The organism is Saccharospirillaceae bacterium, from assembly GCA_022448365.1.
Classification (GTDB): Bacteria; Pseudomonadota; Gammaproteobacteria; order Pseudomonadales; family Oceanobacteraceae; genus Bacterioplanoides.
On the sequence record JAKVCS010000005.1, the window covers coordinates 180,822 to 203,888 of the forward strand.

The 23,067-nt window shown below is 49.8% G+C and carries 19 protein-coding genes; 7 read left to right on the forward strand and 12 right to left on the reverse strand.

Features of this window, described 5'->3' with window-relative positions:
• Positions 1 to 5 precede the first annotated feature (5 nt).
• The 5 genes from MK185_14785 to MK185_14805 all read right to left on the reverse strand — a co-directional run bounded on the left by MK185_14785 (position 6) and on the right by MK185_14805 (position 3,936).
• The gene (locus MK185_14785) at positions 6 to 1,169 is read right to left on the reverse strand and encodes an isovaleryl-CoA dehydrogenase (GenBank protein MCH2041892.1); all 1,164 of its coding nucleotides are present in this window, start codon (positions 1,167 to 1,169) and stop codon (positions 6 to 8) included.
• Between the two features lie 102 nt (positions 1,170 to 1,271).
• On the reverse strand, positions 1,272 to 1,649 hold the full coding sequence (locus tag MK185_14790; protein ID MCH2041893.1) for a MerR family DNA-binding transcriptional regulator: 378 nt from the start codon (positions 1,647 to 1,649) through the stop codon (positions 1,272 to 1,274).
• A 159-nt stretch (positions 1,650 to 1,808) separates the two neighbouring features.
• Complete coding sequence (locus MK185_14795) at positions 1,809 to 3,383, reverse strand: PepSY domain-containing protein (GenBank protein ID MCH2041894.1); 1,575 nt, start codon at positions 3,381 to 3,383, stop codon at positions 1,809 to 1,811.
• Between the two features lie 12 nt (positions 3,384 to 3,395).
• On the reverse strand, positions 3,396 to 3,683 hold the full coding sequence (locus MK185_14800; GenBank protein ID MCH2041895.1) for a hypothetical protein: 288 nt from the start codon (positions 3,681 to 3,683) through the stop codon (positions 3,396 to 3,398).
• Positions 3,676 to 3,936: a hypothetical protein gene (locus MK185_14805; GenBank protein ID MCH2041896.1), complete on the reverse strand. Its 261-nt coding sequence runs from the start codon at positions 3,934 to 3,936 to the stop codon at positions 3,676 to 3,678. Before MK185_14805 ends, MK185_14800 begins: the two co-directional genes overlap by 8 nt.
• Before the next feature lie 164 nt (positions 3,937 to 4,100).
• Between MK185_14805 and MK185_14810 the strand changes: the two genes are divergently transcribed.
• Both MK185_14810 and MK185_14815 read left to right on the forward strand, forming a co-directional pair.
• Entirely contained in the window at positions 4,101 to 5,003 is a 903-nt protein-coding gene (locus tag MK185_14810; protein ID MCH2041897.1) for an AraC family transcriptional regulator, read from the forward strand.
• 117 nt (positions 5,004 to 5,120) lie between these two features.
• A complete protein-coding gene (locus tag MK185_14815) occupies positions 5,121 to 7,166 on the forward strand; it encodes a TonB-dependent receptor (protein ID MCH2041898.1) in 2,046 nt (681 codons plus the stop codon).
• A 58-nt stretch (positions 7,167 to 7,224) separates the two neighbouring features.
• Here the strand turns inward: MK185_14815 and mnmG are convergent, their stop codons facing one another.
• Both mnmG and MK185_14825 read right to left on the reverse strand, forming a co-directional pair.
• Entirely contained in the window at positions 7,225 to 9,123 is a 1,899-nt protein-coding gene (mnmG, locus tag MK185_14820; protein MCH2041899.1) for a tRNA uridine-5-carboxymethylaminomethyl(34) synthesis enzyme MnmG, read from the reverse strand.
• A 366-nt stretch (positions 9,124 to 9,489) separates the two neighbouring features.
• Positions 9,490 to 10,350, reverse strand: coding sequence for a hypothetical protein (locus MK185_14825; GenBank protein MCH2041900.1), 861 nt, complete (start codon positions 10,348 to 10,350; stop codon positions 9,490 to 9,492).
• Between the two features lie 313 nt (positions 10,351 to 10,663).
• Here MK185_14825 and MK185_14830 point away from each other — a divergent pair, with 313 nt between their 5' ends.
• Positions 10,664 to 11,506 carry a metal-dependent hydrolase gene (locus MK185_14830; GenBank protein MCH2041901.1) on the forward strand — a complete coding sequence of 281 codons (843 nt, stop codon included), beginning with the start codon at positions 10,664 to 10,666 and terminating at the stop codon, positions 11,504 to 11,506.
• Positions 11,507 to 11,594: 88 nt separating this feature from the next.
• Here the strand turns inward: MK185_14830 and mnmE are convergent, their stop codons facing one another.
• The 5 genes from mnmE to rpmH form a co-directional block, all read right to left on the reverse strand.
• Positions 11,595 to 12,992, reverse strand: a complete 1,398-nt coding sequence (gene mnmE / locus MK185_14835) for a tRNA uridine-5-carboxymethylaminomethyl(34) synthesis GTPase MnmE (protein MCH2041902.1) — start codon at positions 12,990 to 12,992, stop codon at positions 11,595 to 11,597.
• 282 nt (positions 12,993 to 13,274) lie between these two features.
• A complete protein-coding gene (gene yidC / locus MK185_14840) occupies positions 13,275 to 14,987 on the reverse strand; it encodes a membrane protein insertase YidC (protein MCH2041903.1) in 1,713 nt (570 codons plus the stop codon).
• Positions 14,988 to 14,989: 2 nt separating this feature from the next.
• Positions 14,990 to 15,286, reverse strand: coding sequence for a membrane protein insertion efficiency factor YidD (yidD, locus tag MK185_14845; protein ID MCH2041904.1), 297 nt, complete (start codon positions 15,284 to 15,286; stop codon positions 14,990 to 14,992).
• Positions 15,246 to 15,638, reverse strand: coding sequence for a ribonuclease P protein component (gene rnpA, locus MK185_14850; GenBank protein MCH2041905.1), 393 nt, complete (start codon positions 15,636 to 15,638; stop codon positions 15,246 to 15,248). The genes yidD and rnpA overlap by 41 nt, the downstream gene beginning before the upstream one ends.
• Positions 15,639 to 15,668: 30 nt before the next feature.
• On the reverse strand, positions 15,669 to 15,803 hold the full coding sequence (rpmH, locus tag MK185_14855; GenBank protein MCH2041906.1) for a 50S ribosomal protein L34: 135 nt from the start codon (positions 15,801 to 15,803) through the stop codon (positions 15,669 to 15,671).
• Positions 15,804 to 16,317: 514 nt separating this feature from the next.
• Here rpmH and dnaA point away from each other — a divergent pair.
• From dnaA to gyrB, 4 genes are all read left to right on the forward strand, one after another.
• A complete protein-coding gene (gene dnaA / locus MK185_14860; protein MCH2041907.1) occupies positions 16,318 to 17,946 on the forward strand; it encodes a chromosomal replication initiator protein DnaA in 1,629 nt (542 codons plus the stop codon).
• Between the two features lie 16 nt (positions 17,947 to 17,962).
• Positions 17,963 to 19,063 carry a DNA polymerase III subunit beta gene (dnaN, locus tag MK185_14865; GenBank protein ID MCH2041908.1) on the forward strand — a complete coding sequence of 367 codons (1,101 nt, stop codon included), beginning with the start codon at positions 17,963 to 17,965 and terminating at the stop codon, positions 19,061 to 19,063.
• Positions 19,064 to 19,075: 12 nt separating this feature from the next.
• Positions 19,076 to 20,161, forward strand: a complete 1,086-nt coding sequence (recF, locus tag MK185_14870) for a DNA replication/repair protein RecF (protein MCH2041909.1) — start codon at positions 19,076 to 19,078, stop codon at positions 20,159 to 20,161.
• A 303-nt stretch (positions 20,162 to 20,464) separates the two neighbouring features.
• Positions 20,465 to 22,891, forward strand: coding sequence for a DNA topoisomerase (ATP-hydrolyzing) subunit B (gyrB, locus tag MK185_14875; protein ID MCH2041910.1), 2,427 nt, complete (start codon positions 20,465 to 20,467; stop codon positions 22,889 to 22,891).
• Positions 22,892 to 23,067: the final 176 nt, after the last annotated feature.

The window sequence follows — 23,067 nt, forward strand, 5'->3', positions numbered from 1 at the left end:
CGGAGTTATTTCAGTTCTTCAAACATTTCACGGCCGATCAACATACGGCGGATCTCCGACGTACCGGCACCAATTTCATACAGCTTGGCATCGCGTAATAAACGACCCGTCGGGAAATCATTGATATAGCCGTTTCCACCCAGTAGTTGAATCGCATCCAGCGCCATTTGCGTGGCTTTTTCAGCGGTATAGAGAATCACGCCAGCCGCGTCTTTGCGGGTGGTTTCACCACGGTCACAAGCTGCAGCAACGTTGTAGAGATAAGAACGTGAAGCGTTCATATTGGTGTACATATCCGCCAGCTTGCCCTGTACCAGCTGGAACTGACCCAGCGATTTACCAAACTGCTGACGATCAACAATGTAAGGTTTCACAATATCCATACAGGCCATCATGATGCCGGTCGGGCCACCCGACAGCACCACACGCTCGTAATCCAGGCCACTCATCAGCACCTTCACACCCTGATTTAAACCACCGAGGATATTTTCTTCTGGTACTGCACAGTCTTCGAAAATCAGTTCACAGGTATTGGAGCCGCGCATACCGAGCTTGTCGAGGTGGGTGCCACGGCTGAACCCTTTAAAGTCGCGCTCAACAATAAACGCGGTAATACCGTGAGGGCCTTTTTCACTGTCGGTTTTGGCGTAGATCACATAAGTGTTGGCGTCCGGACCATTGGTAATCCACATCTTGCTGCCATTCAGAATGTACCTATCACCTTGTTTATCAGCGCGCAGCTTCATGCTAACCACATCAGAGCCGGCGTTTGGTTCACTCATTGCCAACGCACCAATGTGTTCACCGGATATCAGTTTTGGCAAGTACCTGGTCTTTTGCTCAGCGCTGCCGTTACGCGAAATCTGGTTTACGCACAGGTTTGAGTGGGCACCATAAGACAGGCCAACGGAGGCGGAAGCACGGGAAATTTCTTCCATCGCGACGACATGGGCCAGATAACCCATGTTGGCGCCGCCGTATTCTTCTTCTGCGGTGATACCCAGCAAACCCTGGTCACCAAAGCGCTTCCACATCTCATTTGGGAACCGGTTTTCCTTATCCACCTCAGCCGCAATGGGCGCCAGCTCGCTCTGAACGAAGCCGTTGACCTGGTCGCGCAACATGTCGATGGTTTCGCCTAAGCCGAAATTTAAATCGCTCATAGTCAAACTCCTGTTGGGTTAGCCCAAGTTTAAATTGTGATTTTTGTTTTTATTTTTCCCGCCGCGCTTATTCACGAGGCGGTTGATCAGGTGACAACGCAGCTAGTTTCAGGAAAGCGCTTCTCGTGCTTTCAGCTCCGCATCGTCCAAATCTTCCATCATGCGCTCGATATCATGTAACTGCTGACGCAAATGCGCACGACGGTCTTCAATCACCGCCAGCAGCTTTTCCAACTGCGGCCGGTTGGCATCGGGCGTTTCACCCGGGGCGTACATTTCAATCAGCTCTCGACTCTGGGCCAGCGACAAACCTAAACGTTTACCACGCAGAATCAGCTTGAGAGTTACCCGATCCTGGGGGGAATAAATCCGCGTCTGACCTTCACGTCGCGGCTGCAACATACCCTCAGCTTCGTAAAAACGAATGGTGCGGGTGGTGATATCAAACTCATCCGCTAAATCGCGGATGCTGTAGGTCTGGCTCATAGGTTTCTCTGGATAAGGTAATACAACCTAAAGATTACCTTTACGTTAACGTAAACATTAAGCGAAAGAAAGGGATGAGAACAGCACGAGAAACCGATAAAAAAGAGCGCGATGACAGAACTTCAGATGGCGCTTCCGCAAACGGGTCAGCGCTATCTTTCAGGCCGCTTTCGCCTGAGGGGCGCTGGCCATGTGGGATTGCCGAAGCTGGTTATCAGCTCGCGCCGATCGCAGAAAGATCAGCGCAAACAACAGAGCAATCATCTCCAGTAGCCAGGATTCGAAGGTATGACTGACTGGCAGACCCAGTGCCGGAATCATCCAGCCAATCAGAGACGTCAAAGGCATTAATAAACACAGAGAACCACACACAATCTTCAGTGTTTGTGCCAGCTGCTCGTTCGTGCGCCAGAATGCAAAGCCGACACATGCAAAGAACATCAGATAATAACTCCAGACATATAAGGCATTAATATCGCCATACGCAGAGAACCAGCGCCCTAACAACATGGAAAAAGCAATGCCTGCAATACAGCCATGGCTGACACCCAGCGTCAGTGCCGTCATATTACGCAGGATTTTCTCTGAATAGTTTTTTTGCTGACGGCGTTTTTCCAGCCATAACAAGTTGCCGCTGTAAAACAGGTAAGCACCGGCCAAACCCAATAGGAAATACACCCAACGCGTCCAATCACCGCCGTAACTGCCAAAATGTAAAGCAAAGAAGCTACTGACGACGCGGCCCCAAATACTGTCCGGTCCTGTAGGGCTGGTGTTGTAACCAACTGCTAACGTGAACGGATGAACAACCAGAAAATCGCCCTGTGGATTGACCATCAGACGATCGGGATTCTGCATCGCCATTCGTGCCATTGGCTGGGTGGTGTCCAAACCAAGCAGTTCAATACTTTGCAGCTGATAGTCCGGCAGTTCACGCTGGCCCAAATCAATAAACTGCTGCAGTGATGGCAGCTGCGACAACTGATACACCTCAGCATCAGGTGACTGGCGCTCAAAAAGTGGTTGGTCGTCATACACTGCCATCAACCCGCCATAAAACAGGTCGTGAAAAGCAAACACCACCACAGTCAACGCAATAATAATATGAAAGGGTAAACTGGCGACTCCGACCAGATTATGCGTATCCAGCAAGTAACGAAAACGTCCTCTTTTTTGCCGCAGAGCAAAAAAGCTTCGCACCAGCGTTGGTAACAGAAAGATCACACCAGAAATCAACGCCAGAAAATACGCTATGGCGGCAATCCCCAAAACATAAACACCCAAATAGGTATGACCCATTTCCCCAGCAATGCCAGCGGTACGATGCAATTCATCGATCAGCTTTGATAACTGATTCTTTTCTGACTGATGCAATAGCAGGTTGTCGCCATCAAGACTGGCATAACGCTTTAGAACCGTTTGCCCCAATTCTGAATCCGCTGTATCCCAGCTCATCGGTGGCTGCGAACCATCCAAGGTCAATACGAACCCCTTGGCCGCCGTCACATCTTTGGCCACAACCCGCTGAATCAGGTGGTCGGTTTTAACCGACGAGAGAACGGGCCAGTGGTCAGTTACTTGCTGCGTTCCCATGTCAGCCCAACGCTGAATGCTGCCCTGAAACATAGTTAAAGCACCCGCAAAAAACCCAATAAACAGCAGCAGTCCGGTCGTTATGCCAGTCCAGGTGTGCAGAGCCTGATAGGTGCGAACAATATCACTGCGAATCTTCACCCCCTGACTCCTTTAAGCCCAGACTCTGAGAACTGCGAACAGCCCCCAGCAAACAAGATTGGCCAGACCCAGCGTCAGTGCAGCACTTCGCCAGCTGATAAACAGATAGCTGAAGCTGAATACCGTCAACCAGATCGGTGTAATCATCCACATATTAAACTGCACCTTTACCCCGGCCCTCAGACCACCGGGGCCATACCAGGCAAACAATGCAATCAGGCCATAAGCCAATAGCAAGCTGCCGATTAAACCAATCAGGGTTTTCTGCCACCAGTGTGGCTGAATGCGTGGTTTATCCATGGTTTTTCCCTATGGCAGTTGACGCCAGAAATGCTAGCCAGGGGAGCAATATCGCCTGCAGCATTAATTGCATTAGCCAGAAAACCAAACTCGCAGATGTCATATCGATAACCGAAATCGACATCAGCGAGATCGCCAACAGTAAATATCCCAACCACCGCCATGACAATGACAGAGGCTTCGATAACAACTTCTGATGCTTATTGGTCAGATACAGAATCAAAATACTTAACGTTGTCGTGATGATACTCATGGATTTTGGTTCGCTGAAAAGATAGCCAATGATAATGATTTGCAATGAGGTCCAGGTACGGCAAAAATACACCCCAGCTACGGTAAAAATATCAATCTGCCAGTTGTGCCGATTTTTTATCTCATAGCCATCCGATTTCAGTCAGAACAGTCCGAAAACCAAGTATGAAGCCAACGCAAAACCTCTCTCGCCTTACCGATCCTTTGCCCGGAATGAAGGGCCATGTGATGCTGCATCAACTCCGCGAAGGCCTCATGCTGAAATACGAAGACCTGACCATCAGTCAGGCACAAAACTTCAGTATGTCGTTTGAGCCAGGTATCAGAATCGTCTTTGCATTAGATGGCGCTACTCATATCCGTATTGGTCGCAAAGAGATTAATTTTGCCAGTGACCGGCCATTTTCTGCGGCGATTTTTCCCGTGTTGGAAAACTCTCTCGGATACAAACGGTTTGACCAGGAATATAAGCGCGAACTGGTGCTAATACTGAGTCAGGGGTGGCTTGCGGAATCTTTTCCGGAACAGGATCTCGCGAGTATTGCCACCATTATGGAGGATCATTTACGGCCTTTTTACTTCTCCATTACGCCGCTGATCCACCAACATTTATTGCGCCTGTGTTGTGACGAATACGAGTCATTAAAACCACTGCAACAAGAAGTTCTGTGTCTCACTCTGATTCAGGAAACTCTGCAATTAGTGATGCCAACAAAGCAGCAAAACAGCAATGAACGGCTGACCCAGGTCGCCGACAAAGTGGATTTGCTGCTGCAGCAGGACGATAGCCAACAGCTGTCTATTAAACAAATTGCCCATCAGTGCCACAGCAACCCTTCGACGATTCAGCGCATATTTAAACAACGCCATGGAATCACACTCGGTGCTTATCGCCGCCGGCTGCAGCTGGAACAAGGCCATCAAGCTCTGAAAGCAGGTGCCAGTGTTATCGAAGCCGCGCAAATAGCGGGCTACAGCCATTTGCAGAGCTTTAGTGATGCTTTTCGGGACGAGTTTGGCTGCCTGCCCAAAGCGGTAAAAAGGGCTGTTTCGAAGGAGAATAAGTAGTTTCACGCTCCCGCACAAATGGTAATAGTTCTCATTTAACTTGCAAATATCTCTGTGCTAACGTCGCCGCCTCATTTTTAGCCAGACCGTTAACTCAGCAAATTAAAGCGAGGTGTTATGAATTACCAACCCCTGAAGCGCAACCTGTTATTGATTGCTATTGCCACAGCCGGAACCTCACAAGTTCAGGCTGAAGCGAATAATCAAATTACGCTGGATAATATCACCGTTGTCGGTGAGAAAACTGAGCGCACATTAAAAGACACTACGTCGTCAGTATCTGTTATTGGCGAAGAAGAACTCAGCAGCATGGAACACATCAGTGTCAGCAGCGCTATTGCCGAGGTGCCAAACGTTGTGGTGCTATCGGGCTCCAAACCTAACATCCGGGGTGTATCCGGTAATGGTTCCGCCACCGGCTTTAACTCCTTCACAGGGGGGGCCAAGGCGCGTGTTTCGCGGCTGGTCGATGGTGTTGCCGAACCTTTTGTTGCCGACCTGACCGGCGATACCGGTTTGTGGGATGTTGAACAAATTGAAGTGTTCCGCGGACCGCAATCAACGAACAATGGACGCAGCAGTATTGGTGGCAGTGTCTACATCAAAACTAACGACCCCACCTTCGACTGGGAAGGCAAGGCTCGTCTAGGTGTACGCAATCAGGATCAGTTAATCGATACTTCCGTTGTTGCATCCGGACCGATTATTGCCGATCAGCTGGCATTTCGTTTAGCAGCACAGCGTCTTGATGGCGATACCTACAACGATGGTGCCGAGTTCGATACACACACTTCCCGCTTTGACCTGAACGAGCTTAAAAACCAGACACTGCGCGGCAAGTTGCTGTTGCAACCCGATGCAATCAGCGGTTTTTCTGCGCTATTGAGCCACACCAGCACAGAAGAAGAAGGAGATGCCGGGCGTGAATACTTTATCGAAGATGACCTTTGGAACAAGTATGTTCCTCTGACTCAGCGCTACATGGATACCGAGTCAGACACCACCAGCCTGAAGCTGGATTACAGCATTAATGATCATACTTCGATCGATTTATTAGCGGCCAAAACCGACTTCAGCTGGGGCTTCAAAGAGTATAACGCCAGTCAGGCCAGCCAATCTGATGTCATCATGGAGCAGGACAACACCAGCATTGACAGCAAAATCCGTTATTACAACCCGGAAAGCATGGTGAACGGATTTATCGGACTTGCCTACTCCAAGCAAGAGCAAGAGTTCAGCAGCGCCGGCGCATTCAATTACAACGGTGATGACGAATCATCCTCTGCTGCGTTGTATTCCGAGATCAGCTTAGCGGCGACTGACAAGATTGAAATCACCGTTGGTGCTCGCCGCGAGCAGGATAAGCAAGAGCGGGTGTTCAGCATGAATGGCCAAACTGCCAAGCTGGATCGTGATAAGTCTATTATCCTGCCGAAACTGGTATTGCAGTACGAGGTCAGCACTGACACGGTAATCGCCCTCAGCAGTCGCAAAGGCTACAACCAGGGTGGTGGCGCTCTCGATTACCGTGCTGGCGAATATTACTACTTTGATGAAGAAAGCGTGATTGCACATGAAATCAGCAGCCGCAGTAGTCTGTTAGAGGGCAACCTGAATGTTCGAGCCAACCTGTTTTACAATAAATACGATGGCTACCAGGCAACCAATAGTCTGCGTCGTATTGCCAACGTAAACGAAGCAAAAACCTACGGTCTGGAGTTGGAAGCCAACTACCTGGTGAATGCCAACCTGCAACTGCGCAGCGGTGTTGGCCTGTTAGAAACCAAGATCGAGGATGCTGGCGATGAATATCCTGAGGTGGATGGTAATCGCCTTGATTCCGCTCCGGGCTTCAGTGCCAATATTGGTGCGCAATACTGGCTCACCCATGATCTGGATATCGATTTGTCTGCTCGTTACGTCGGTGAGTACTTCGGTGACATCAGCAACAGCAAAGAACGCACAGCCGGGGATTTTGTGATCGCCGGTCTCAAGCTTAATTACGACATCAATAATTGGCTGATCAGCGCTTTTGTCAGCAACTTGGCAAATAAAGAAGCGCGCACATCGCGTCAGCCAGCCAACCCGGCTCGCAATGACCCGGCTTACGCTTCGGTGATTGATCCACGTACTGTGGGTGCGTCAGTGACTTACAGTTTCTGATACAAATAAAAACGGCCGGGTTAACCGGCCGTTTTACATCAGATAAGAATTCTAGCGCTTAAGCAGTCATCTGATTGGCTAACTTGCGTTTCTTCAGGTGAATCAGAATCTGGCTGATCGCCGCCGGTGTAACACCGGAAATACGCGAAGCAACACCCAGAGTTTCTGGCTGCACCGTTTGCAGCTTCTGTTTTACTTCGTTGGATAAACCACCAATGGCGTCGTATTCCAGATCGGTCGGCAACTTGGTGTTTTCGTAACGACGCAGTTGTTCGATTTCTTCCAGCTGACGGGCGATATAGCCGTCATATTTAGCCTGGATTTCCACCTGTTCAGCCACCTGAACATCAGCTACGGATTCGCCTTTCAGATTGGCGACCTGTGAATAATTCAGACCCGGGCGCTTTAACAGATCGTGCAGATTATATTCACGGGCAATGGCCGCTTCGCCCATGTCTTCGAGTGTTTTCGCCTCGTCTGTACCAGCCTGAACCCAGGTGGTTTTAAGACGTTCGGCTTCGCGCTCGATGCCTTCTTTTTTGGCTGAAAAGGCGGCCCAGCGCGCATCGTCCACCAGTCCTAAATTACGACCCACTTCGGTCAGACGTAAGTCAGCGTTGTCCTCTCGCAACACCAGACGATACTCCGCTCGGCTGGTGAACATGCGGTATGGCTCCTTGGTGCCCATCGTGATCAGATCGTCGACCAGAACACCAATGTAAGATTGATCTCGACGGGGAATCCAAGCGTCTTTTTCCAGCGCTCGTAATGCCGCGTTAGTACCAGCCAACAGACCCTGGGCACCGGCTTCTTCATAACCAGTGGTGCCGTTGATCTGGCCAGCGAAGAACAGGTTGTTTACAAACTTGGTTTCCAGGCTGTGCTTCAGATCCTGCGGATTAAAATAATCGTACTCAATGGCGTAACCCGGACGAGTAATATGCGCGTTTTCGAAGCCTTTCATGCTGTGGATAAGATCCAGTTGCACATCAAATGGCAGCGAGGTGGAAATACCGTTGGGGTATAGCTCGTTGCTGTTGAGACCCTCTGGCTCAACAAAGATCTGATGGCTGTCTTTATCGGCGAAACGCATCACCTTATCTTCAATCGATGGGCAATAACGCGGACCCACGCCTTCGATCACACCGGCGTACATGGGTGAACGATCAAGATTGTTACGAATAATGTCGTGGGTCTGCTCATTGGTGTGCGTGATATAGCAACTCACTTGCTCCGGGTGCTCTTCCACAGAACCCATAAAGGACATCACGGGCAGCGGCGTATCACCCGGTTGTTCCTGCATCACGGAAAAATCGACACTGCGGCGATCGATACGTGCCGGTGTACCGGTTTTCAGACGACCGACGTTAAAGGGCATCTCACGCAGACGCTCAGCCAGAGCTATTGACGGTGGATCACCAGCACGACCACCTTTGTGGTTTTCCATACCGATGTGGATCAGTCCGCCCAGGAACGTCCCGGCGGTCAACACCACCGTGGTGGCGTGAATGCGCATATTCGTATTGGTCACCACACCACAAGCGGTCGAGCCGACGCCATCGCCCTGAACAATTAAGTCGTCACAAGAAGCCTGAAAGATATCCAGATTATCCTGATTCTCAACGATGGTACGAATGGCGGTGCGGTATAAGGCACGGTCAGCCTGGGCACGAGTCGCACGGACTGCTGGACCTTTGCGGCTGTTTAAAGTACGAAACTGAATACCAGCCTGATCAGTAGCGCGCGCCATCGCGCCGCCCAGAGCATCAATCTCTTTCACCAGGTGGCTTTTACCAATACCACCAATCGCCGGGTTGCAAGACATCACGCCCACAGTATCGGTATTGTGGGTTAATAATAGCGTCTTACAGCCTGTACGGGCTGCTGCTAAAGCTGCCTCTGTACCTGCGTGTCCGCCACCAACCACAATCACATCGTACCGAACCGGATAATCCACAACTCACCTCAAATCTTATTGTTTGCACTCAGCATTCTGCAGTTTCAGCACCAGCTGAGCGAAAAGGGCGCGCATTATATCAGGAGTCCAATCAATAGGGCATAGCATTGAACAATTTTTAACCATCAAACTTATACACGTTATCCACACCGGGTTTTTATCTGTGCTTATTTTTCCCCACAGATTGTTTCTATTCTTAACTTATATATAAAAAACATGGACTTAGATTGTTTATAAGTCTGTATACAATTGTAGATAAGTTGCTATCCCCAACGCAAAGCATCACGTTATTCATAAAAAAACCCAGGCTTTGCCCGGGTTTTACGCTGAAAAAACACAAGGTTTTCCACAAATTTAACGATCCGTTTACGTCGTTGGGGTTGGTGCCGGGGTCTCACCCCCATCGGTCGGCGTATCACTGCTGTCATCGGAACCCGAAGACGGTGCAGTAAATTGCATAAATAACTGGTCGTCGCCTTTTTTCAGGTAAAACTCCAGCTCTTCATCTTTATTAACGGCGGCATATCCCGTCGCCGCAGTGGTATTAAAGCCTTTGCAATTTTTGCGCTCACGCAGTGCCACCCGATAGAGGGCGAAATCTTTATCAATAATGGTGATATCACCACTGAAAGTACAACCACCTCCGCTGTCACCCAGGGCAATGCCTTCAAATACTGATTTATTAGTAGCTTGCTGTATGTATAACTCAAAGCCAGTGGCGGTCCACTTTCCCTGCAACGACGAGAGCGATGAATTGTTGGGCCAGGTACCGTCATTAGTCAGCAGAACAGTACCATTTTGCTGCGAGCTACCAGCACCACTGCTGAAATCTCCCACCAGAGTGTCCGATTTTGCTGCAACGGTAGTGAGTAGCGGCGACATTTCGTAATCCACCGCGCTGCCACCCTCAGCGACAAATTGTTTGGCCGCCGTATCTTCTTCAGAAAAAGCGCGGCCGGCTAAGGTGAATTTGCCTTCCAGTGTGTTTGCGTCAAACGTCACGGTACCGGCGAAGCCGTTTTTTTCGTCGAAGCCATACACGTCACCATTAAAAATCAGAAATCTTACCGCTCCTGCCTGATTAAACTGACCCGACCAGAAGCCGTTCAGGTCCTGAGTTTGGGAACTGATATTTTCGCCATCCTGATTGGTGACTGAATCTTTCTCATCATCTTCCGAAATGCAGGCGCTCAGCAATACAACAACGAATAGGGTTAGGTATTTCACAGAAACTCCACTAAAAACATTACTCTCTAAAGATAGCTATCGGCCGTATTTTTGCTGGCGTTAGAAGCAAATTCATAACAACCGCCACTGTCATTCTCATCAGGTTTCACCGGGTGTAATCTACCCTGAGCGGTGCATACGGATTGATTGTTATCATCTGCCGGCCAGACTGAGCAAAACTGACAAGTGGTTCCGTGTTCACAAACGCCATCTGAGCAAGCCGTGAAAGAGTGAGACTGTCTCGCTACAACCTGTGCCAGATGTTCATTCAGTACTAAGGTATTTAAACAACGTTAACCAGTGGACAGAAACCATGAGCAGCCGCGCCCAACAGATCAGTCGTAATATGGAAATCCCGGGTCGTAAGATGCATTTCGAATTCGATCTGAAACAACTGCCACGCTACTGGTACGACAACAACGCCTTTAAAAGTACCTATATGAATGCGCTGTCTTGCCTGTTTCCGGAGGGTGAGCGGATGTTTATCGATGCGGTGCGTGATAACAAAGATAAGGTCTCCGATCCGAAATTACTTGAGCAGATCAAAGGGTTTATCAAACAGGAAGCGATTCACGGCCACGAGCATCACCTGTTTAACGAATACCTCGATAGTATGGGTTACCCGGCGTCAAAAATTGAAGCATTTGAAAAGAAAGAAAAGCGCCTGATGCGGAAGTGGGTTCCTGCCATTGATCGTTTGGCCCTGACCTGCGCAGTTGAGCACTTTACAGCGATCATGGCGCATGACCTGCTGCAGCACCCGGAACGCTCAGACGGTGTGGATGAAAACTTTAAACAGCTGTGGCGCTGGCATGCGATTGAAGAAACCGAGCACAAAGCGGTTGCCTTTGATGTTTATCTGGCCGTTGGTGGTGGCTATTTACGTCGTATGTTAGCTATGGTCGTGGTGACCATTATGTTCTGCCTGCGCGCCAGCATCGTCCAGGGGATATTTTTATGGAAAGACGGAAAACTGTTCTCACCATCAACCTGGATTGATGGCTTTAAATTTTACTTTGGCAAAGACGGACTCACCCGCAGTATTTTTAAGAACTATCTTGACTACTATCGTACCGATTTCCATCCATGGGATCACGATAACCGCGAATACCTGGAAAGCTGGATTGAAGAAGCCCAGTCCTACAAAGCGGTTTAATGTTCTCTCAGAAATAATCATCGGAACGAATCAAAACGGGGCTGAGTGCCCCGTTTTTACTGCATATCGGAGTAGTTTCAGCAGTGGGTTATTTACCGATACAGAAGCTACCGAAGATCTCGCCCAACAAATCGTCCGCGGTGAATTCACCCGTGATTTCATTCAGTGCGTGTTGCGCCATACGCAGGTCTTCCGCCAGTAATTCACCTGCGGCCATACCTTCCAACTGCTGACGACCAAAATCCAACGCTTCCTGAGCACGATTCAGCGCATCAATATGACGACGACGAGCCAGGAAGCCACCTTCTGAAGCGGCTTCAAAACCCATCACATCTTTCAGGTGTTGTCTCAGGTCATCAACGCCCTGATTATGTTTGGCTGACAGTGTGATTGTCGCGAAATTCCCCGTTGTGGATAACCCCATGCTTTCTTCTGAAATATCCGCCTTATTACGGATCACGGTGAGGCGACCAGACGCCAGCAAAGAATCGGTTTCAGAGGCCAATCCTTGCTCATCGTAGAGAGCATGTAACAGGGCTTCCGGGTCCGTTTCAGTGGTGGTCGAATCGATCATCAGCAACACCCGATCAGCCTGCTCGATTTCCGCCCAGGCACGCTGAATTCCGATACGTTCCACTTCGTCCGGTGCATCGCGCAAACCCGCGGTATCTATGATGTGCAGCGGCATGCCGTCGATGTGAATATGCTCCTTGAGGACATCACGGGTGGTACCGGCAATATCAGTGACAATCGCTCGTTCCTGACCCGCTAAGGCGTTGAGTAGTGAGGACTTACCAGCGTTCGGGCGCCCGGCAATCACAACGTTCATTCCTTCGCGCAATAATGCCCCTTGATTAGCCTCCTGCAGTACGGATTTTAATTCACCGTCGACTGTGGATAACATCGTGGAAACTTTACCATCGGAGAGGAAATCAATCTCCTCTTCCGGAAAGTCGATGGCTGCCTCAACATACATACGCAAATGGATTAACTGATCAAGCAGGCTGTGTACTTTTTTCGAGAATTCACCCTGCATCGAACGCAGCGCGCAACGGGCGGCTTGCTCAGACGCTGAATCAATCAGATCAGCAATGGCTTCGGCCTGGGCAAGATCCATTTTGTCATTGAGGAAGGCGCGCTCAGAGAACTCACCGGGACGCGCCAGACGACAACCCAGCGCCACGACTTCTTTTAAAAGCAAATCCAGTACCACAGGGCCACCGTGACCCTGAAGCTCAAGCACATCCTCACCGGTAAACGAGTTCGGATTGGGAAAATACAAGGCGATACCTTCATCCAGCACCGTACCATCAGCCGCGGTAAATGAGCCATAGTGGGCATACCGTGGCTTAGGCGGGAAGCCGAGGATCTTTTCCGCCACCGTTAGTGCTAGCTCACCGGATACACGAATAATACCCACACCTCCACGCCCGGGAGCGGTAGCAACAGCGGTGATGGTGTCCTGGTGAATGGCATGTTCTGACATAAAAATTCGCTTTAAGTGTGCTGGTTTTGTCTGAATGACCCTCTATCGCAGAGAGGCGATAACCGGGCTTACATGGACGTATTAACAGCGTGCCGAGGGTCGGGTGAATGGCTAGGCACTCTACTATTGAGGTGCTTGTTCTGCAAAAGAAAAACCCCAGCAGGTTAGTTCAGCACACAACACGCCTGACAGACTTCCCTGTAGGCTTTCAAATAGCGTCCGTGCTATTTAATGTCGTGCAGCTAAAACACCCTGCTGGGGTTCTTCAGAGCTTGAGCAGATTTAGCTGTTCTCAATCTGCTTGGTGATCACATACTGTTGTGCAATCGACAGAATGTTGTTCACGACCCAGTACAGTACCAGACCAGCCGGGAACCACAGGAAGAACACAGTGAAGATAATAGGCATAAACTGCATCACACGCGCCTGCATTGGGTCTGGCGGTGTTGGGTTCAGCTTCATCTGAATAAACATAGAAGCACCCATGATCAGTGGCAGAATGAAGTATGGGTCCATGACCGACATATCTTCAATCCACAGGAAGAACGGCGCCTGACGCAGTTCTACCGATTCCATCAGCACCCAGTACAGGGCGATGAATACCGGCATCTGAACCAGAATGGGTAAACAGCCACCCAGTGGGTTGATCTTCTCTTTCTTGTACAGAGCCATCATTTCCTGGCCCAGCTTCTCACGGTTATCACCGTACTTCTCTTTGATCTCCTGCATCTTCGGCGCCACTTTACGCATGTTCGCCATTGAGCGGTAAGACGCAGCGGACAGCTTGAAGAACGCCAGCTTAATCAGGATGGTCAGAATAATAATGGCTACACCCCAGTTACCAACACCACCGCCTAAATCGATATCAAACCAGCCAAAAACGCTGATCTCACCAGACTGAATAAAGTTGAGAACTGAAAACAATGGCTTAGCTACCCACCATAACCAGCCATAGTCGATGGTCAGATCCAGATATTCAGCGATTTCTGCCAGGTGTTTCTGGTCTTTAGGACCAACATATAAAGAAGCACCCACTTCTCCAACAGATCCCGGAGCTACCGTGGTTGGCGCATCGTAGAAACCAAAGACGTTGCTACCTTTAACCGAACGGCCGTTGTAGGTATGTGGCTGATCCTGAGCCGGAATCCAGGCTGCCAGGAAGTAGTGCTGTAACATCGCTGCCCAACCACCTTGCTGAACTGACTTGTATGGCGCTTCAGTCAGATCGTCGAAACCGATTTTTTCGTAACGGTTTTCTTTGGTGGTCAGTGCCGCACCCAGGTAAGACTGCATACCCATGCTGTTTCCGGCAGACGGATCAGCCGAGTTATCACGTTTCAGCTGAGCATAAAACACGCCTTGCCAATTCTGATCAGAGGTGTTGTTGATACGGTAAGTGACATCGATCAGGTAATCGCCACGCCGGAAGGTAAAAATTTTCTCTACCGCCCCTTTGTCGGTTGCTGTACTCAGAACAACGGTCAACTCGGTAGCATCAGCACCCATCTCGTAATTGGTTTCTGCAACACTGTACAGTGCAGGACCTTTAGCATCGACGCCGTCTTTACCCAATAAACCACTTTGGGCGACATAAGTGCGACGGTTGTTTTCTTCCATCAGAACAAAAGGCACATCCTTTTGCTCGTTAGAAGCCGGATACGCTGGCAGCAGCACCTGCACCACTTCACCACCACGAGGATCAATAGTTACCTGCAACACATCGGTCTTGACCTGAACCAGCTGACCATCAGCTTTAGCCACATCAATTTGTTGTGGCACGACCTCTGGTGCATCCACCTGAGGGACATCAGCACCAGCTTCGACATTGGCTGCAGTGACTGCTTCAACCGGAACAGGGGCGTCCTGAGCGTCAGAGACCACCGCAATTGGCGCATTAACCTGAGTGTTCTGACCATAGTCATCATTCCAGGCAAGAATTAAAAAGTAAGTACTTATGGCTAAGCCAATAAATATAACCGTACGGCGGATATCCATGATCAGGCTTTCCGTTGACAACAGTGGGATTGAGGGTTGGATAAATCAGGTACCGGGTCCACACCATGGGAACCCCAGGGGTGGCACCGGAGCAATCGCTGCAAAGCTAACTTACCACCGCGTAAAGCACCGTATCGACGAATCGCTTCATCGGCATAAGCTGAGCAAGTCGGGTAATAGCGACAACGACTGGGAAATAATGGACTGATTGCGTAGCGATAGACTGCAACGAAGGCGAGCATAATTCGGGCGATAAAGTTAACGCCGCTGTTTGCGTTTGCCGTTGGATGGTCTGCCATGGGATGGGCGCTTCAATCTGAACCAAAGGGCGTCAATCATCTCACGTATTTGCTGGTTGTCCAGCTCAGTGACCCCGGAACGGGCAAGAATGACAAAGTCTGCAGCAGGCAATTGATGCTGGTTTAACCGGCAAGACTCGCGAACAAGTCGTTTAACCCGGTTTCGTTGCACCGCATGCTTGATTTGCTTTTTTGCCAATACAAAGCCAATTCGCGGATGATCAAGCCCATTTGCTGATGCAAGCACCAGCATTTGGGGAGTACTCCCGCGTAACTCAGTGTTATCAAATACTCGCTTGAACTCGGCCGGTTTTAATAACCGCAGTTGCCGGGAAAACTCAAACTCAGACATTGATCAAAGTTGTCGGGAGTAAGCGAACAATTAAGCAGTCAGAACGTGACGGCCTTTTGCACGACGACGAGCCAGAACCTGACGGCCGTTTTTAGTAGCCATACGAGCACGGAAACCGTGAGTACGTTTACGCTTTAATACGCTTGGTTGAAAAGTACGTTTCATAACACTGTCACTCTAGTTAAGTGAATAGCCAAATTTTTGAGGGCCGGAATTGTATGAGAAAGACAAACCAATAGCAATGGCGAATTTTTGCTCAATGGCATGAATTTTCTCAGAAACCGTTTTCCATGTTTTCGTTCACTCTGAATAAGAAAATATGAATGAATATGTATTGAAGAAAAGAAGAGAGTAGTTCGTTATATTTATTTCTTAAGGAGCTATTTTCTGTGGAAAACCCTAAAAAAACCATTATAAACAATAGTTTACATGAATCATAAGTCAGGTATTAGCTGCGCTTAAGCTTAGAATTAGCTGGGAAGATGCAGTGTATGAAACGGCTTGTTATGCACAGAGGGATGGTGTTGTCGCGATATCCTCAATTCCATGCGCAGTTTGTTAAGGCGCTTATCCACAAGAATTCCGGAGGAGCACGAATTTTCTGGTAATCTCTGTGGATAACCCTGGCTGCCTTGGGTACACTATGCGGCTCGCTTAAATATTGATAATTGAGGTAGCCGTGACAGGTTTGTGGCAAGACTGTCTGGGTCAGTTACAACACGAATTACCCGCACAGCAATACAACACATGGATACGACCACTGGTTGCCAGCACCCACGATAACGGTCAGCTGAGTTTGAGTGCGCCCAACCGTTTTGTAAAAGACTGGGTGAAAGACAAGTATCTGCAGCGCATTCAGGAAATCATGTCAGAACTGAATGGTGGGCTGATTACGCACGTTGACGTTGTTGTGGGTGAAGCGCGCCCGATGTTCCAGCGCCCGCAAATGGCCAGTCAGCCGCAGCGTGCGCCAGCTCCTCGTCCTCAGTCGGCTCCTGCTGCTGCGGCAAAAGAAGAGTTTGCCTTTGCTCAGCCTACGACAACCGCCGGAGCCGGGTTTGATGCCGACGATTTCTCACAGGTGGCTCAAACACCTTCAATGGCCGATAGCGCGCCACAGCAGGGTGATTTGTTAGCAGCCGATAATAGTAGCTTTAATACCGCACCTTCTGCTCCCTCTCAGGCGCCGGCATTTGCGCCGTTTAATCAGGGTAATCGGCAGTCTGCTGCACGCCAGCAGCCGGTAAAACCCAAGCGCGAAGTGCAGGTCGAAGGGGGGTTGCAGCATCAGAGCTTCCTGAACAACAACTTTACCTTTCAGAGCTTCGTTGAGGGTAAATCCAACCAACTTGCTCATGCAGCAGCCCGGCAGGTGGCAGAAAATGCCGGTGGCTCATACAACCCGCTTTTTATATACGGTGGTGTGGGTTTGGGTAAAACCCACTTGATGCACGCGGTAGGCAACTATCTGCAAAGCAAAGATCCGAACGCCAAAGTGCTGTACGTGCATTCAGAACGCTTCGTACAAGACATGGTAAAAGCGCTGCAGCTGAACGCAATCAACGAATTTAAACGATTCTATCGTGGTCTGGATGCGTTGCTGATTGACGATATCCAGTTTTTTGCCGGTAAAGAGCGTTCTCAGGAAGAGTTCTTTCACACCTTTAATGCCTTATTAGAAGGCGGTCAGCAAATGATTCTGACCTGTGATCGTTATCCGAAAGAGATTAATGGTCTGGAAGAGCGGCTAAAAAGCCGATTCGGCTGGGGCTTAACCGTTGCGGTTGAGCCACCGGAGCTGGAAACCCGGGTTGCGATCTTAATGAAGAAGGCCGAACAGAGTAATGTGCATCTTCCGGATGATGCCGCCTTCTTTATTGCTCAGAAAATTCGTTCTAACGTGCGTGAACTTGAAGGGGCATTAAAACGGGTGATTGCGAACTCGCATTTTACCGGCAGTGACATTACTCTTCCTTTTATTAAAGAATCGCTAAAAGACCTCTTGGCTCTGCAGGATAAGCAAGTCAGTATCGATAATATTCAGCGAATTGTGGCTGAGTATTACAAACTGAAGTTGTCTGATTTATTATCTAAGCGCCGCACGCGTTCCATCGCACGCCCTCGTCAGGTCGCGATGGCTTTGAGCAAAGAACTGACCAATCACAGCCTGCCGGAAATCGGTGCTGCGTTTGGTGGTCGAGACCACACGACAGTTTTGCACGCATGTCGTAAAATCAAAGAATTACAGGAAACGACTGCAGACGTTCGAGAAGATTACAAGAACTTACTGCGTTCACTGACAACCTAGATCTGAGTGGAGAACCATGAAATTCGTTATCTCTAGGGAAGCCCTTCTGCGCCCATTGCAACTGGTAGCCGGCGTGGTGGAAAAACGCCAAACGCTGCCGGTACTGTCCAACGTACTGTTGGAAGTCCAGGGTCAGCAGCTGTCTTTAACGGGTACAGATCTGGAAGTTGAACTGGTTGGCCGTGTCACTCTCGACGAAGTTGGCCAGGAAGGTGAGATTACCGTACCCGCGAAAAAGCTGATGGATATCTGTCGCTCTTTACCGGATGGTGCGGAGATCGCTATCGAACAGGATGATCAGCGCGTCAATTTGCGTTCTGGTCGCTCCCGTTTTACTTTATCGACGCTGCCAGCAACGGAATTCCCGAATGTGGAAAATATCTCTGGCGAGCAGCACTTTGTGCTGGAGCAAAACAAACTGCGTCGAGTGATCGACCGTACCAGCTTTGCTATGGCTCAGCAGGATGTGCGTTATTACCTCAATGGTATGTTGTTTGAAGTGACGGCTAACGGCTTGCGTACGGTATCGACCGATGGCCATCGTCTCGCGACCGCCATGGTCGAAATCGCGGGTCCGGATACCGCACAGCAAATCATTCTGCCACGAAAAGGTGTTCTGGAACTGGCCAAGTTGCTGACTGATCCAGAAGCCAGCGTTTCTCTGGCGCTGAGTACCAACCATCTGCGGGCAACGACTGAAAACTTCACCTTCACCTCGAAACTGGTGGACGGTAAGTTCCCGGATTATGGTCGTGTGATTCCTAAAAATGGCAGCAATGTCATGCTGGCGGATCGTCAGGAACTGCGTTCTGTGTTCGCTCGTACTGCCATTCTGTCGAATGAAAAGTACCGTGGCGTTCGTTTGGTACTGGAACCAGAACTGCTGAAAGTATTCGCCAATAACCCGGAACAGGAAGAAGCGGAAGAGTCGGTGGGGGTGGATTACAATGGTGATTCACTGGAAATGGGCTTCAACGTTTCTTACCTGCAGGACGTGATGAGCGTACTGGATACGCAGCAGGTGAAAATGACATTGTCTGATGCTAACTCTTCTGCGCTGTTAGAAGAGCCAGAAGGTGGCGATGCGATGTATGTTGTTATGCCAATGCGTCTATAGGGTTCGGACTCTATGCCAATTCGGCAATTAAAAGTCAGCGGCGTGCGCAATCTGCAGCCGCTGGAAATAACGCCCCACGAGGGCGTTAATTTTATCTACGGCAACAACGGTTGCGGTAAAACCAGTGTGTTGGAAGCCATTGCCCTGATGGCCTCTGGAAAATCCTTCCGGACCTCCAAAATCCAGCATGTGTTGAATCACGAGTCTGATCGCATCGAGATGTTTCTCGAAGTCGATGATGAAGAGCGTGGTTTGTGCACCATGGATAGCCTGCGGTTAAAAAGCGGCGATACCTTATTAAAACTGAACGGTTCTGTACTGACTTCTCAGGCGGAAGCTGCTCATTGGCTACCGGTCCAGATCATCGACCCGAATACCTTTAAATTGCTATCCGGCTCTCCGGAAGAGCGTCGCCAGTTTATCGACTGGGGAGTGTTCCACGTGGAACACAAGTTTATGGAGCAGTGGAAAACGTTCCGGAAGCAGCTGAAACAGCGCAACTCGGTGCTGAAGCAAAAAGAGCTGGAGTGGTTGCCAACCTGGACCACTGGTTTTATTGAAAGTGCCGAGGTGATCGATCAGCACCGCCAATCCTACCTGAAACGTTTTAAGCCGGAATTCGAACGTATCCTAAATCAACTCGACGACAGTATCGACGTGCAACTGGCTTACTACCGTGGCTGGGATAAAGACACGCCATTGGCGGATGTGCTGGAGAAACAGCAGGAGCGTGATTTAGTTATCGGTTACACCCAGTCAGGGCCTCACAGAGCCGAGTTACGCATTAAGGTGGGTAAGCAGTCGGCTGCAGAGTTTTTGTCCCGTGGGCAGCAAAAGACGGTGGTTTCCGCACTGAAGATTGCCCAAGGCGCCTTGTTCCAGCAGGAAAGCCAGCGTCGCACCATTTATCTGGTGGATGATCTGTCGTCTGAGCTGGATGAAAAACACCGGCATGCCCTATGCAAGTTGCTGGAAGATCTCGACTGCCAGGTTTTTATCACCAGCATCGATAAAGAGAAACTCACCGATGTCTGGCAACCCTCCACCAGTAAAATGTTCCACGTGGAACAGGGCGTGATAGTCGAAGAGCAGCCTTAAAAAGCAAGAACCCTTCATCATTTAAATAAGGCCTTATAAAACAATGAAGCACGGCTCTGAGGGGAGCTACCAGTTCGTCTCCGAAGGCGAATAAATCACATCTCTGTGTATACCCCTGCAAGTAACGCCAACAATATTCCTAAAGGGCTGTCACTCGGTGTAATCATCGGCATAACGAGGCTTGAAACCTGCGGTTAAACAAGCACATCCCCGCCAAATTTGTTACACTTATCCGCTTTGTTATGCCGGATTTCGAGCCAGGAAAACTCAGGCTGGAAGACTAAAAAGAACAGAGGAACACCAATGTCAGAGCAGAGTTACGACTCGTCGAGTATTAAGGTCCTGAAGGGACTGGATGCCGTACGGAAACGCCCCGGTATGTATATCGGTGACACCGACGACGGTACCGGTCTGCACCACATGGTGTTTGAGGTGGTAGATAACTCCATCGACGAAGCGTTAGCTGGTCACTGTGATACGGTAACCGTGGTTATCCATCCGGATAACTCAGTATCGGTCTCCGATAACGGTCGTGGTATTCCAACCGAAATGCACCCGGAAGAAGGGCGCTCAGCTGCTGAAGTTATTCTGACGGTATTACACGCTGGCGGTAAGTTCGACGATAACTCCTATAAAGTATCCGGCGGTCTGCACGGTGTTGGTGTTTCAGTGGTAAACGCTTTGTCTGAGAAGCTGAAGCTGACCATTCGCCGTGGCGGTAAAATCTACGAGCAGGAATACACCCACGGTGATCCTGACTACCCGCTGAAAGAAGTGGGCGTGTCTGAAACGAACGGCACTATGGTGACTTTCCTGCCTTCTAAGGAAACCTTCACCAAAACCGAATTCTCTTATGACTACCTGGCCAAACGCCTGCGTGAGCTGTCCTTCCTGAATTCCGGTGTGCGTATTCACCTGAAAGACGAACGGGTTGCTGACAAAGAAGATATCTTTGAATTTGAAGGTGGTTTGCGATCGTTCGTGGAATACCTGAACGAAGGCAAAAATGCCCTGAACGACGTCTTCCACTTCAACGCCGAGCGTGAAGATGGCATGGCAGTAGAAGTGGCGATGCAGTGGAACGACAGCTTCCAGGAGAGCATTCACTGCTACACCAACAACATTCCACAGCGGGATGGGGGTACCCATTTAGCGGGCTTCCGCGCGGCATTGACCCGCTCCCTGAACGGTTATATCACCGCTGAAGGCCTGGACAAGAAGAACAAGGTTGCCACCACGGGCGACGACGCTCGTGAAGGCTTAACCGCGATTATCTCGGTTAAAGTTCCAGACCCTAAGTTCAGCTCCCAGACCAAAGACAAGCTGGTTTCTTCTGAAGTGAAGCCTGCGGTTGAGCAGGAAATGGGTCGCCTGTTTAAGGAATACCTGGAAGAGAACCCTCAAGCGGCGAAAGAGCTGGTTGGCAAAATGATCGACGCTGCCCGTGCCCGTGAAGCGGCTCGTAAAGCGCGTGAGATGACCCGTCGCAAGGGCGCTCTGGATATCGCTGGTTTGCCTGGCAAGCTGGCTGATTGTCAGGAAAAAGACCCGGCACTTTCCGAAGTGTACCTGGTGGAGGGTGACTCGGCCGGCGGTTCCGCCAAACAGGGCCGAGACCGTCGTACCCAGGCGATTCTGCCGTTAAAAGGTAAGATCCTCAACGTAGAAAAAGCACGCTTCGATAAGATGTTATCGTCGGCCGAAGTAGGCACCCTGATTACCGCACTGGGTTGTGGCATTGGCCGTGAAGAATTTAACCCGGACAAGCTGCGTTACCACTCCATCATTATCATGACCGATGCCGACGTCGACGGTGCGCACATTCGTACGCTGCTGTTGACCTTTTTCTTCCGTCAAATGCCGGAAATCATCGAACGTGGTCACGTGTATATCGCCCAGCCACCGCTGTACAAAATTAAGCGTGGTAAGCAGGAACAGTACATCAAAGACGAAGCGGCGCTGGAAAGCTACCTGACCCACGTTGCTCTTGAGAAAGCGGCTCTGTACCCGAATGCCGACGCGCCGGCGATCTCTGATGAAGCCTTTGCCAAACTGGTTGATGACTACCGTAACGCACAAGACACGGTGACTCGTATGAGCAATCTTGTTCCACGTGAAGTATTACACGGGATGCTGTCTCTGCCACGTTTAACCGTGGAAGATCTCAGCAGCTCTGCCAAAGTGGAAGCGTGGGCGAGTAAGCTGGCTGAAAGCCTGCCAGATGCGGGCCGCAGTGGTTCTCACTTCGAAGTGACTTCCGGTGCTGATGCTGAGCGTGGCAACAACAAAGTCATCATCAATGTAATTACCCACGGTATTCCTAAAGAATACATCCTGGATCAGGAGTTCTTCTCCGGCTCTGGCTATCAGAAACTGGCTGCTATGAGCGAAGAGCTGTCTGGTTTGTTGGAAGCGGGCGCCTATATCCAACGCGGTGAAGGTGACCGTAACCGTCATGAAATCGAAGATTTCTGGGATGCGGTTCAATGGCTGCTGAACGAAGCGAAAAAAGGCTTCAACATCCAGCGCTATAAAGGACTGGGCGAGATGAACCCGGAACAGCTGTGGGAAACCACCATGGATCCGGAGGCTCGTCGTATGCTGCAAGTGAGCATCGAAGACGCCATTGGCGCGGATAAGATGTTTACCACCCTGATGGGGGATGACGTAGAACCACGCCGTGCGTTTATTGAAGCTAATGCGCTGAATGTATCGAATCTGGATTTCTGATTCTACAGCGATTATTTTTCAGTGACCGCTGAGTATTAAAAAAGGGAGCCGATGGCTTCCTTTTTTGTTTGTCTGTCCGGGTATATTTACCGTAACCTGCGGGAAGTTAATTAATGGTTCTGTAGGCAATAAATAGAAAATGGATTTTGATTTCTCAAATAGTTCTTATAACCCAA